The organism is Amycolatopsis sp. NPDC005232, assembly GCF_040607795.1.
In the GTDB taxonomy this organism is placed as follows: domain Bacteria; phylum Actinomycetota; class Actinomycetes; order Mycobacteriales; family Pseudonocardiaceae; genus Amycolatopsis.
In genome coordinates this window covers 1-12,408 of record NZ_JBEXHL010000008.1, presented here as the reverse complement: position 1 = coordinate 12,408, position 12,408 = coordinate 1, and the positions used below count along the sequence as shown (strand labels likewise).

Here is a 12,408-nt window from a genome sequence, read left to right as displayed (position 1 = left end):
CCGAAGGCGAGCAGACTGGGCCGGGGGAGCCGGGCCGTCCGAAATGGACGGCCCGGCTCAGCCCAGCCGTTCGGCGACGCGCGGGGGAGCGGTGTCGCTGTCGCCGGGGGAGATCGTCATCGGCCAGACCTCCTGCACCGGATCCTTCGCCGAGACGACGCGGGCGAGCACGATCTCGCCGAGCCGCCGCCCGTACGCCTCCAGCGAGACCGCGAACGTGGTCAGCGACGGCACGAGGTAGTCGCACACCGGGTTCTTGCGGAACCCCACCACGGCCAGATCCGCGCCCGGCCGCACACCGGCCTCGGCGAAGCGCCGGTAGAGCCCGAGCGCGAGTGTCTCCTGCGCCAGCATCACGGCCGTCGGCGCCGGCGCCATCGCCAGCAGGCGTTCGGCGAGCAGCCCGCCGCCCTCGGGCGTGTCGGGCAGGCGGATCTCGGCGGCGGGCTCGAGCCCGTGCGCGGCCAGCGCTTGCCGGCACCCGCGGGTGTACTCCCAGGTGCTGTTGACGTCTCCGTCGTCGTAGGCCAGCGCGATCCGCGTGTGCCCGGCGGCCACGAGCCGCTCCACCGTCTCAGCCGCGACGCCCTCGAAGTCCAGGTCGAGCCACGCGTGGCCCTCCGGCCCGCCGCGACCGAGCGCCACAAACGGCACGCCGCGCTCGGTGAGCAGCTCCACCCGCCGGTCGACGCGGTGGGTGTTGGAGATGACGTACGCGTCGGCGATGTGCCGGTCGACGGCGTTGACCAGGTACCGGTAGGGGTCCTTGGCCGGCCCGACCGGCAGCAGCACCAGGTCCATCGAGCGTTTCGCGAGCTCCTGCTGCAGGCCGTCGCAGACGCTGAAGTAGAACGTCTCGCCCATCGCGGTGCGCGCGGTGTTGGTCTGCATCACGAGCGCGACCGTGCCGGTCTCGCCGCGGCGCAGCGTGCGGCCGGACTGGTTCGGCTGGTAGCCGAGGCGCTCCGCGGCCGAGCGGACGCGCTCGCGCGTGGCGTCGCTGACCTCGCCGCGGGAGTTCATCGCGCGCGACACGGTGCTGATCGACATGCCGAGCTCGGCCGCCAGCTCCCGGATCCCGACCCGGCCCATGCGTCCCCCCGTCCCTTCAGGTTGTCGCTCACAGTATCGCGGGTCGATCACCCACTGGCGTACCGGAAACGTTTCCGGTAACGTTTCCGGCGGATGCGCCGAGGCGTCCGGTTGCTCGTGGGCGGAGGATTCATGCTCGAGTCACGTGTGGTGCGGAAGCTGTCGCTGAGACTGCTGCCCGTCTTGATCATCGGTTACTTCCTGGCGATCATCGACCGCGCGAACCTGGGGGTCGCCGCGCTCACGATGAACGCCGACCTGGGGATCGGCGCCACCGCGTTCGGGTTCGCCGCGAGCGTGTTCTTCGTGCCGTACGTGCTGCTCGAGGTGCCCTCGAACCTCGCGATGGCCAGGTTCGGGGCCCGCTGGTGGATCGCGCGCATCCTCGTGACCTGGGGGATCATCTCCGCCGCGCACGCGCTTGTGTGGGACGTGCCGAGCCTGTACGTCGCGCGCGCCCTGCTCGGCGCGGCCGAGGCCGGCTTCTTCCCGGGCGTGATCTTCTACCTGACGCTGTGGTTCCCCGCCGCGCACCGCGGCCGCATCATGGCGACGTTCACCGCCGGCATCCCGGTTGCTCTGATCATCGGCACGCCGCTGTCGGGCTTGATCCTCAACCTCGAAGGCCGGCTCGGCCTGCACGGCTGGCAGTGGGTGTACCTGATCGAGGGTGTGCCCGCCGTGCTGATGGGGATCATGATGCCGTGGCTGCTGCCGAAAAGCCCGGACAAAGCGAAGTTCCTCGACGAGGAGGAACGCGCCTGGCTCACCGGCACTCTCGCGCGCGAGGCCGCCGAACGCGAGGCGCTGGGCGAGGGCGGCAGCACCCGGCGCGAGGTGCTGAAGACGCTGCTGAGCCCGAAGGTGCTGATGTTCGCCGTGGCGTACTACGGCCTGACGAACCTCAACGGCGCGGTGTCGACGTTCCTGCCGCAGATCCTCAAGCCGTTCGGGCTCGGGAACACCGCGACCACGTTCGTCGCCGCGATCCCGTACGTGTTCGGGCTCATCGGCATGCTGGTGCTCGGGCGCCTGGCCGACCGGCCGGGGCTGCGGGCGACGAGCCTGTACATCGCGCTCGGCGTGTCGCTGGTCGGGCTGGTCGCGTCGGCGCTGTTCGACGCACCGGTGGTGAAGCTCGTGGCCTTGTGCGTGGCCGCGTTCGGCGTGTTCGGGGTGCTGCCGACGTTCTGGGGCCTGCCGACTGCGATCCTCACCGGGGCGGCGGCCGCGGGTGGCATCGCGTTGATCAACGCGCTCGGCAACCTCTCGAGTGTCGTGAACCCGGCCGTGATCGGGGCGATCGACGCGAAGACCGGCAGCTTCGACGGCGGCCTGCTGTGGCTCGCGGCGATGGCGGTGGTCGCGATCCTGGCGGTCACGGTGATCCTGCTCGTCTGGCGGCCGGCGCGACGGGCCTTGGTGACTGTGCCTTCGAAGCAGGAGGTCTGAAGTGCGCATCGCCGAAGTGCGGTTGCGGCGGCTGAAGGGTGTGCTGCCGACCGACGGCGACCTGTGGGAGGAACGGCTGGTCCGCCCGCTCGACGTCTACCCCGAGTACCGCGCCCGCGACGACCACGAGGGCGGCGTGCAACGGCCCGGCGGGTTCGAGATCACCACGTACTTCGTGGAGATCGAGACCGACGAGGGCCTGGTCGGGCGCGCCGGCCCCGTGCCGGAGACGGTGGCGTGGCTGGTGGCGCACGAGCTGCGGCCGCTGCTGCTCGACCGCGACCCGATCGCGGGGGAGAAGCTGTGGGACCAGCTGCACCGCGCGCAGGTGCACGGACGCGGCGGCCAGCCGATGCTGGCGATCAGCGCGGTGGACAACGCGTTGTGGGACCTGCGCGGCAAGTGGCTCGGGCAGCCGGTGTACCGCCTGCTCGGCGGGCCGACGCGGGACGAGGTGCCGGCGTACGCGTCGATGCTCGGCTTTGCGGTGCAGGACCTGGACCGCGTGCGCGAGCGGGCCGTGGAGTTCCGGGACCGCGGGTACCGGGCGCAGAAGTGGTTCTTCCGCCACGGCCCGGCGAGCGGGTACGAGGGGCTGCGCGCGAACGTCGCTCTCGTACGGACTCTGCGCGAGGCCGTCGGCGAGGACTACGACCTGATGTTCGACTGCTGGCAGTCGATGGACGTCACCTACGTGACGGAGCTGGCTTCGCGGATCGCCGAGTTCCGGCCGCGGTGGCTCGAGGAAGTGGTGATGCCGGACCGGATCGACGGCTACGCGTTGCTGCGGCAGCGGCTGGCGGTGCCGCTCGCGGGGGCGGAGCACGAGTACACGCGCTGGGGTTTCCGGCGGTTCGTGGACGCCGGCGCGCTGGACGTGCTGCAGCCCGACCTGTATTGGTGCGGCGGGCTTTCCGAGGCGCTGAAGATCGCGGCCTACGGCACGGCCCACGACCTCCAGGTGATCCCGCACGGCCACTCCGCGACGGCGACACTGCACTTCTCGCTGACGCAGTCGCCGGCCCACACGCCGTACCAGGAGGATCTGGTGAAGTGGAACCAGGTGCACCAGCTGTTCCTGGCTTCGCCGGTCAATCCGGCCGACGGGGTGCTCTCGCCTTCGGACGCGCCGGGCCTGGGCATGGAGCTCGACGCGGGCCGCGCCGACGCCGACGACGTCGTTTTTGCTTGAGCTATGGGGAAAGCAGGGGGATGAACACGCCTCGCTGGTGGCAGACCGCTACCGTGTACCAGATCTACCCGCGCAGCTTCGCCGACTCGAACGGCGACGGCGTCGGCGACCTGCGCGGCATCACCGGCAAGCTCGACCACCTCAGCGCGCTGGGCGTCGACGTGGTGTGGCTTTCGCCGGTGTACCCGTCGCCGCAGGACGACAACGGCTACGACATCAGCGACTACTACGGCATCGACCCGGTGTTCGGCACGCTCGCCGACTTCGACGAGCTGCTGGCCGAAGCGCACGCGCGCGATATCCGCGTGGTGATGGATCTCGTGGTGAACCACACCTCGGACGAGCACCCGTGGTTCGTCGAGTCGCGCGACCCCGCGAGCCTCCGGCACGACTGGTACTGGTGGCGCCGCGAGCCCAACAACTGGGGCTCGCGCTTCTCGGGCCCGGCGTGGGAGCAGGACCCGGACTCGGGCGAGTACTACCTGCACCTGTTTTCGCGCAAGCAGCCGGACCTCAACTGGGAGAACTCGGAGCTGCGCCGCGAGATCCACCGCATGATGCGCTGGTGGCTCGACCGCGGCGTCGACGGCTTCCGCATGGACGTCATCAACTTCATCGCGAAGCCCGTTTCACTGCCCGATGCGCCGCTCGGCCCCGGCGACCTCTACGGCGACGCGGAATCCCTGTACGCCAACGGTCCCCGCCTGCACGAGTTCCTGCAGGAGATGCACCGCGAGGTCTTCGCCGACCGCGCCGACCGGCTCCTGACGGTCGGCGAGACGCCCGGTACGTCCGTTTCCGATGCCGAGCTCCTCACCGACCCGGCGCGCCACGAACTCGACATGGTGTTCCAGTTCGACCACGTGGAGCTCGACCAGGGGCACTCGAAGTGGGACGTGCGGCCGTTCGACCTGGCGGCGCTGAAGCGCACCCTCGCTCGCTGGCAGGTCGGCCTCGCCGACCGCGGCTGGAACAGCCTCTACTGGAACAACCACGACCAGCCCCGCATCGTCTCCCGCTGGGGCAACGACGGTCCCTGGCGTGAGCTGTCGGCCACCGCATTGGCCACCGTGCTTCATCTGCACCGCGGCACGCCCTATGTCTACCAAGGCGAGGAACTCGGCATGACCAACGTGCCGTTCTCCTCGATCGACGACTTCGCCGACATCCAGTCCCGCAACCACTACTTCGAGGCGACTGGCCCTCTGGGGCAGTCCCCTGTCGAGGTCTTGGCCGCCCTCCGCGCGCGCTCCCGCGACAACGCCCGCACCCCGATGCAGTGGGACGCCTCTTCTGAGGCCGGCTTCACTTCGGGTACGCCTTGGCTTCGGGTGAACCCGAACCACGTGACGATCAATGCCGCGTCCCAAGTGGACGATCCGGCGTCGGTGTTTTCACACTACCGTCGGTTGATCGCTTTGCGCCATTCGGAGCCGCTGGTGGTTTCGGGCCGGTACTCGCTGCTGGAGCCTGATCACCGCCGGCTGTTCGCCTTCACCCGCGTGGACGGCGACCACGGTTTGCTGGTGCTGGCCAACTTGTGGCATACCCCGCTCGACGTACCACCGTCCGCGGTGGCCGGTTGGTCTTCCGCCACGCTCGTTCTGGGCAATTACCCGGGCCCGACGTCGGTGGGTGCGCAGCTCCGCCCTTGGGAGGCCGTCGTCTTCCGCCGCTGACGCCGGACGACAGCACCGACCCTCCCGGCCGGTTCCTCACCCCCCGCAGCGATCGGCAGGCCTCAAGCGGCCGGCTTCCAGCCCAGTTCAGGGCCCAGCCGGGTGGCGATGTCCGTGAGGATCTGCACGTAGTCGGCGTGCTCGAAGCTGAAGGGCAGCGCGAACGCGACCTCCGACACCTCCCGGAACGCGGCATCCGCGTAGAGCCGCTCGGCGATGGAAGCCGAGGTGCCCACCAGGTCTTCCGCGAAGGTCATGCGGGCGGGGCCGTGGGCTTTGCCGACGCGGGGCAGGCGGGAAGCGGCGTACGCCTTGTATTTCGCGCGCTGTTCGGGGCTGGCGCTGTCGGTCGGGATGACGACCAGGCCCTGGGACACGCGGGCGTCGGCGCCGAGGGGGTGGTGGGCGCGGAACTCGCGGATCTGCGCGGCCTGGATGGCGGCGAAGTCGATCTCCGTGGCGTCGGGGTCCTCGGCGCGCACGACGCTGCTGGCCAGGTAGTTCATGCGGTGCTCGCCCGCCCAGCGGGCGGAGCGGGTGCTGCCGCCGCCGTACCAGAGGCGGTCGGCGAGGCCGGGGGAGTGCGGCTGGACGCGGGGCGAGTACTCCTCGATGCCCTCGGTGCCACTGAAGTCCGTGGCTTTCTCGCCTCGGATGAAGCCCAGGAGGCGTTCCACGCGCTGGTAGCTGAAGTCCTCGGCCGACGCGGTGTCGGGGTACAGCGCGGGCGCGAGGTGGTCGTAGTGGCGCGGCTCGCCGACGCTCAGGCCCGGGTTGAGGCGCCCGCCTGAGAGGACGTCGACCGTGGCGAGGTCTTCGGCGAGGCGCAGCGGGTTTTCCCAGCCCAGGGGGATCACGGCGGTGCCCAGCTCGATGCGGCTCGTGCGTTGCGTGGCGGCGGCCAGAACCGCGACGGGCGACGAGATGCCGAACTGCAGGTGCCGGTGGCGCACCCACGCGCTGTCGAAACCGAGCTCCTCGCCGAGCTGGATGACCTGCAGCGTCGACTCGTGGCCGGCGGCGGGATCGGCCTCGTCGAACAGCCCGATTGTGAGGAAGCCCAGCTTGCGCAACGGTTCCGAGGTGATCGGCACGGCAGTTCCTCCTGGCTCCGGGTCTTGCCGCAGATCAACCTCGACGGCGCCGGGATTGTTCCGGTTCCGGTGTGGTCTGAAGCACTACGTCGGTACCTCACGGGAAGTCCGGTTTGCTGGACTGAAACTAACTTGTAACGGGGCGAAGGTTCCACTCCAGCGGCGCGCGCGCCAGAATCGCGCGTTGTGATCGCGTCAGAAAAGCATTCGGAGGCTTGTCGTAAATCCTGAAAACAGGTACTGGCGCGAATCATTCGGACAAAGTTCCCGAACATTCGGATCGAGGCTCATCCATGGTTGAACCCGCCCAGCAAACCGCATCTGCGGGCACTTCGCAGAAAATGCGCAGATCGGTCGGTTTCTACGGCCTGATGTTCGTTTCGCTCGGCTCGATCATCGGCTCCGGGTGGCTGCTCGGCGCGCTCAAGGCGGCGAAGGTGGCGGGTCCCGCGTCGCTCGTGTCGTGGGTGCTCACCGCGGTCATCATGGCCACGCTCGCCCTGGTCCACGCGGAACTCGGTGCGGCCTACCCGGTCGCCGGCGGCACGGCCCGGTACCCCGCGCTCGCGTACGGAGTGCTCGGCGGGTTCGTCGGCGGCTGGGTGGCGTGGCTGCAGGCGGTGGCGCTCGCGCCGGTGGAGGTCGAGGCGAGTCTCGAATACCTCGACAACGTCACCTGGATCAAGGAACACCTGAATCTGCTGAGTCCCTCGGGCACGCTCACCGCGAGCGGATTCGGCTGGGCGACGCTGCTGATGGCGATCTTCACGATGATCAACCTCGTCGGCGTGAAATTGCTGTCGGAAAGCAATTCGGCGACGGTGATCTGGAAGACCGCGGTGCCGGTGCTGACCGTGGTCGTGCTGCTGTCGCTGCGGTTCCACCCGGGCAACTTCACCGCGGGCGGTGGTTTCGCGCCGCACGGCGCCCACGGCATCTTCGCCGCGCTGCCGGTCGGCGTGGTGTTCGCGTTGCAGGGCTTCGAACAAGCCGTGCAGGTGGGCGGCGAGGCGCGCGACCCGCAGAAGGACCTGTCGCGCGCGATCATCGTCGCGATGGTCATCGGCACGATCGTCTACCTGCTGCTGGAGGTCGCGTTCATCGGCGCGCTCGACCCGGCCGCGCTGCTCAAGGGCTGGGACAACCCGATCGCGCAAGGCTCCTTCGGCCCGTACGCCACGCTGGCGACCCTCGCCGGCGCCGGCTGGCTGTCGTACGTGCTCTACGCCGACGCCTTCGTCTCCCCGGCCGGCACGGGCATGCTCTACCTCGGCACGTCGGCGCGCCTGTCGTACGCGATGGGCCGCGAGCGCACTCTGCCGAAGGGCCTGGGCAAGCTCAACGTGCGCGGGGTGCCGGTGTGGTCGATCGGGTTGTCGTTCGTGGTCGGCGAAATCGCGTTCCTGCCGTTCCCGAGCTGGCAGTCGCTGGTCAGCGTGATCACCTCGGCCACCGCGCTGATGTACGCGTTCGCCCCGGTCTCGATGATCGCGCTGCGCAGGCGCGACCCGGACCGCCCGCGCCCGTACCGCGCGCCGATGCCGAAGGTGCTGGCGCCCGCGGGCTTCGTGGCCGCGAACCTGATCATCTACTGGAGCGGCTTCGACACCACATGGAAGATCATGATTGCCGTGGTGATCGGCTTCGGCCTGTTCCTCATCGCCCGTGTGACCAGCCCCAAGCTGGAACGCATCCCGATCGACTGGAAGGCCGCGCAGTGGATCGTGCCGTGGCTCGCCGGCCACGTGCTCATCGGCTACTTCGGCCGCTACGGCGAGTCGGGCAACATCAGTGCCCTGCCGGAGTGGATCGACCTGCTGGTGGTGATCGTGTTCAGCCTGGCGGTGTTCTACTGGGCCGTGAACGTCGCCGTCGACAGTGACAAGGTGAAGGCAGCGGTCGAGCGAGAGGCGCTGGAGCTGGCCGTGCAGTGATCTCGCGGGTGACCGGTTTCCCTTGCGGGCGACCGGTCACCGGCGCCGCCACGCCCCGGGCATCGTTCCTTCGCGGCGGCTGAACACGCGGGTGAGCGCGGCGTTGGACTCGTAACCCACCCGAGCGGCGATCTGCGCGACGCTGAGGTCGGTCTCGCGCAGGAGCCGCTTGGCCTGGTGCAGCCGCCACGACGTGAGGTAGCCCAGCGGGGTCTCGCCGACCACGGCCCGGAAGGCGGCCGCGAACGCCGAGCGCGAAAGGCCGGCCTCGCGGGCCAGCGTTTCGACCGTCCACGGGTGCGCGAGGTCGGCGTGCAGCGCGCGCGTGGCGGCCGCGAGGCGGGGGTCGCGCTGGGCGGCGAGCCAGCCGAGGTCGCCGCCTCCGGTTTCGCAGAACGCGCGGACGGCCTGGATGAACAGCACGTCCGCGAGCCGGCTGGTCACGAGCCGGGAGCCGAGGCCCGCGGCGGCCTCCTCGCGGGCGAGCAGGTCGAACGTCGCGCGCAGCTGCTCCCCGGCCTCGCCGCGCAGGTCGAGCAGGAACAGCGGGGGCAGCATCGCGAACAGCGGCTCGGCCGCGGTGGCGTCGAAGGAGAACCGGCCGGACACGATGTCGCTGCGTTCACCGCTCCCGCCGTGCGTCGCGACGGTGCATTCCGGGTCGGTGAACAGGGATTCGCACTCGACCAGGTCCCGGCCGGGCTCGTCCTCGAGCGTGAACCGCGCGCCGGCGCGGACGACGAAGCAGTCGCCCGCCGCGAGCCGGCGCGGTTCGCCCATGGCGTCGCCCGTGAGCACGCACGAACCGGAGGCGATCAGCACGAGGCGGGTGGTCTCGGGCGAGTGGAAGGCGATGCCCCACGGCGTGCCGGCCTCGATCCGCACGTACCGCGACTGCTCGATCCGCATCGCGGTGAGCACGTCCTCCAGCGGATCCATGGGGCGCGCTCCTGGACGATCGGACAACGATTGCGGACCCGAAGGTAACACTCGTCCGATGCGGCGGTTCTAGCGTGGGTCGCATGAAGATCACCGAACTGTTCGACCTGACCGGCAGGACCGCCCTCGTCACCGGCGCGAGCCGCGGGATCGGCGCCGCCGTGAGCAGGGTGCTGTCGGAGGCGGGCGCGCGAGTGGTGCTGGTCGGCCGGTACGCCCAGACCCTGGCCGCGGTGGCGCGCGAGCTCCCGGGTGACGCCGACGTGGTCGCCGCCGACCTGGCGCGCCCGGACGCCCCCGCCGAGATCCTCGCCGCGGCGGGCCCTGTCGACGTCCTCGTCAACAACGCAGGCAGCGGCACAGGCGCGGGCTTCGCCGACCGGCTACAGCTCGCCGACGTCGACGAGGCTTGGGCGGTGTACCTGCGCGCCCCGATCGTGCTGTCCGGCCTCGCCGCCGCCGGCATGGCCGCGCGCGGCGGCGGCAGTGTCGTCACCTTGTCGTCGGGCGCCGCTCACCAGGGCCTGCCTGGGTTGTCCGTCTACAGTGGACTCCGCGCCGGCGCCGAAGCCGCCACCCGCGCGCTGGCCGCCGAGTGGGGCTCCCGCGGCGTCCGCTTCAACGCCGTCAGCCCCGGCGCCGTCCGCACCACGCTCGGCGCTTGGATCGTCGACGACGACTCGGCCCGGGCCAAGTACCTGGAGACGGTGCCGCTGGGCCGGGTCGGCGAGCCGGACGATGTCGCTGCCGCCGTGTTGTTCTTCGCTTCCCCAGCGTCGTCGTACATCACCGGCCAGACCCTCGCCGTCGACGGCGGCTGGGTCACGACGGCGCTGTCGCCGGTGGGCTGAGCCGGATTCGCTCGCCGCACGGCCGTTCAGGACTACCTTGCGAAGTGCTGTCGACCGGCCGGCGAGGGCAGAAGATCGAGGTGGGGGTCATGGACGATCGAGCGGCTGCGGGCGGCAACGATCCTGCGGCAGCGCCGCAACCGGCGCGGGCCGGTCGGGTGGCGGGTGAATGGGTCACCGAGATCTTCGAGTACGACGGTGGACGGCGGGTCACGGTGTACGTGCCGCCGGATCCGCCCGAGGCGGTCGTGTTCGCCGGTGACGGTCAGCTGATCTCGCAGTGGGGCGGCCACCTCGAAGCCGCCGACGTGCCGCCCACGATGATCGTCGACGCCCACCGGACCGCCGACAAGGACGAGATGGTGCGCATCCGGGAGTACTCGCCGTCGTTCGACCAGGCCCGGTTCGCGGCGCACGAGCGGTTCTTCGCCGGGGACGTCCGCCGATGGGTGCGGTCGCGCTTCGGCGTCGACTTGCCCGCCGAACGCACGGCGGTGTGCGGTGTCTCGGCAAGTGGCGAGCTCTCGCTGGCGATGGGGCTTCGGCATCCGGACGTCTACGGTGCGGTCTTTTCCGCGTCGCCGGGCGCCGGCTACCGCCCGCCTGCCGCGCTGCCGAGCCCGCTGCCGCGCGTCTACCTGGTCGCCGGCACTCTGGAGCCGTTCTTCGCGAGGAACGCGACGCGGTGGGCGGACGCGCTGCGCGATGCCGGCGCGGACGTCGTGCTGACAGAACGGGCCGGCGATCACGGCGGCCCGTTCTGGGCCGCGGAGTTCCCGCTGATGGTGGCCTGGGCTTTCGGAAGTTGACCAGCGCGCACCTTCTCGCCGCCGGAAAGGCTTAGCCGGCAAGAAAATCACTTGACCCCGCCACCAGACTCGCCGGTATGGGGTCGTGGGGGCGGTTGCAGCTGGTCGCGGTGTTCGGATCGGCGGGGGAAGGCCTGGTGCTCTCGGCGATTCCGCTGCTGGCCGTGTCGATCACGACGGACCCGCGGGAGATTTCGCTGGTGACGGTGGCCGGGCAGGCGCCGTGGTTGCTGTTGTCATTGTTCGCGGGCGTGGTGATCGACCGGGTGCGGCGGACGGCGGTGCTGGCGGGGGCGTACGCGTTGCTCACCGCGGCCGCCGTCGCGCTCGCCGCGGCCGGATCGCTGCACGAACTGAGCCTGTCCGTGGTGGCGGTGGTGGCGTTCGTGGTCACCACGGCGCAGGTGTTCGGCGACGGCGCCAGCGGCGCGCTCGTGCCGGACGTCGTGGGGCCCGGCCGGCTGGCGGCGGCGAACGCGCGGCTGCAGGTGATCGACCGGGGGCTGGTGCAGTTCGTCGTCCCGCCGGCGACGGGGGTGCTGCTGGGGATCGGGGCGGGGATTCCGGCGTGGGGCGCCACTGCGGCGGCCGTCGTGGCGTTTGCCTTGGTACGCGGGATTCCGTCGGCGCCGCCGGTGAAGTCGCCGGCGCATCCGTTGCGCGACATCGGCGAAGGGCTGCGGTACCTGGTGGGCACGCCGCTGCTGCGCTCGATCACGATCACCGTCGCGCTGGGGTCGTTCGCGGCGAGCGCGGGCAACGCGATGCTGGTGCTCTTCGCGACGCAGGTGCTGCACCTCGGCCCCGTCGGCTACGGCGGGCTGCTCGCGTGCCTGGCCGTCGGTTGGGTCGCGTCGTCGTTCGTGGTGGACTGGGTGGTGCGGCGGCTGGGTTACTCGTGGTCGATGCGGCTGGCCCAGAGCTGCGCAGTGGTGGCGCAGCTCGCCATCGCTTTGGTGCCGCCGTGGCCGCCGGTCGTGGGGCTGGTGCTCGTGTTCCTCACGGCGACCACGCTCGTGTGGAACGTCTGCTCCCAGTCGTCACGCCAGCGCTTCACGCCGTCGCCGCTGCTGGGCCGGGTGCTCACCAGCCACCGTGCGCTGGCGTGGGGGCTGACGCCGCTCGGCGCGCTCGCGGGCGGGTTCGTCGCGGCGCACGTGAGTCTGCGCGCGGTGTGGGTGATGAGCGCGTTGATCCAGCTGGCCGGCGCCGCGGTGGTGTGGTGGCAGCTCTCGCCCGCCGCCTTCCGCGACGCCGAGCTCGCTCAGGCGCGCTTGGGCAGCTTCCACCCGGGGCGGGGGAAGTGGCAGGTGTAGCCGTTCGGATAGGTCTGCAGGTAGTTCTGGTGCTCGGGCTCGGCCTGCCA

At 70.7% G+C, this 12,408-nt stretch carries 9 protein-coding genes and 2 pseudogenes; 7 read left to right on the top strand and 4 right to left on the bottom strand.

Annotated elements, in window-relative coordinates; all coding sequences use genetic code 11:
• Positions 1 to 57: 57 nt before the first annotated feature.
• Positions 58 to 1,092: a substrate-binding domain-containing protein gene (locus tag ABZU76_RS16935; RefSeq protein WP_354870113.1), complete on the bottom strand. Its 1,035-nt coding sequence runs from the start codon at positions 1,090 to 1,092 to the stop codon at positions 58 to 60.
• A 132-nt stretch (positions 1,093 to 1,224) separates the two neighbouring features.
• On the opposite strand from ABZU76_RS16935, the gene ABZU76_RS16930 reads away from it, so the two are divergent.
• From ABZU76_RS16930 to ABZU76_RS16920, 3 genes are read left to right on the top strand one after another with little or no spacing between them, the layout of a single operon-like run.
• A complete protein-coding gene (locus ABZU76_RS16930) occupies positions 1,225 to 2,544 on the top strand; it encodes an MFS transporter (protein ID WP_354870110.1) in 1,320 nt (439 codons plus the stop codon).
• A 1-nt stretch (position 2,545) separates the two neighbouring features.
• Complete coding sequence (locus ABZU76_RS16925; RefSeq protein WP_354870108.1) at positions 2,546 to 3,736, top strand: enolase C-terminal domain-like protein; 1,191 nt, start codon at positions 2,546 to 2,548, stop codon at positions 3,734 to 3,736.
• 20 nt (positions 3,737 to 3,756) lie between these two features.
• Entirely contained in the window at positions 3,757 to 5,415 is a 1,659-nt protein-coding gene (locus ABZU76_RS16920) for an alpha-glucosidase (protein ID WP_354870105.1), read from the top strand.
• 62 nt (positions 5,416 to 5,477) lie between these two features.
• Here the strand turns inward: ABZU76_RS16920 and ABZU76_RS16915 are convergent, their stop codons facing one another.
• Entirely contained in the window at positions 5,478 to 6,509 is a 1,032-nt protein-coding gene (locus ABZU76_RS16915; protein ID WP_220240479.1) for an LLM class flavin-dependent oxidoreductase, read from the bottom strand.
• Positions 6,510 to 6,850: 341 nt separating this feature from the next.
• Between ABZU76_RS16915 and ABZU76_RS16910 the strand changes: the two genes are divergently transcribed.
• On the top strand, positions 6,851 to 8,443 hold the full coding sequence (locus ABZU76_RS16910; RefSeq protein ID WP_354870102.1) for an APC family permease: 1,593 nt from the start codon (positions 6,851 to 6,853) through the stop codon (positions 8,441 to 8,443).
• 36 nt (positions 8,444 to 8,479) lie between these two features.
• On the opposite strand, the gene ABZU76_RS16905 is transcribed toward ABZU76_RS16910, so the two are convergent.
• Complete coding sequence (locus ABZU76_RS16905; RefSeq protein ID WP_354870100.1) at positions 8,480 to 9,382, bottom strand: AraC family transcriptional regulator; 903 nt, start codon at positions 9,380 to 9,382, stop codon at positions 8,480 to 8,482.
• An 83-nt stretch (positions 9,383 to 9,465) separates the two neighbouring features.
• Here ABZU76_RS16905 and ABZU76_RS16900 point away from each other — a divergent pair, with 83 nt between their 5' ends.
• The 3 genes and pseudogenes from ABZU76_RS16900 to ABZU76_RS16890 all read left to right on the top strand — a co-directional run.
• A complete protein-coding gene (locus ABZU76_RS16900; protein WP_354870097.1) occupies positions 9,466 to 10,233 on the top strand; it encodes an SDR family oxidoreductase in 768 nt (255 codons plus the stop codon).
• A gap of 89 nt (positions 10,234 to 10,322) precedes the next feature.
• Positions 10,323 to 11,042, top strand: coding sequence for an alpha/beta hydrolase-fold protein (locus ABZU76_RS16895; RefSeq protein ID WP_354870094.1), 720 nt, complete (start codon positions 10,323 to 10,325; stop codon positions 11,040 to 11,042).
• A gap of 77 nt (positions 11,043 to 11,119) precedes the next feature.
• Positions 11,120 to 12,316: pseudogene (locus tag ABZU76_RS16890) on the top strand (MFS transporter); the annotation flags it as partial.
• Here ABZU76_RS16890 and ABZU76_RS16885 read toward each other — a convergent pair.
• Positions 12,307 to 12,408 (bottom strand): annotated as a pseudogene (locus ABZU76_RS16885) (peptide-methionine (S)-S-oxide reductase); the annotation flags it as partial. The pseudogenes ABZU76_RS16890 and ABZU76_RS16885 sit on opposite strands and share 10 nt — an antisense overlap.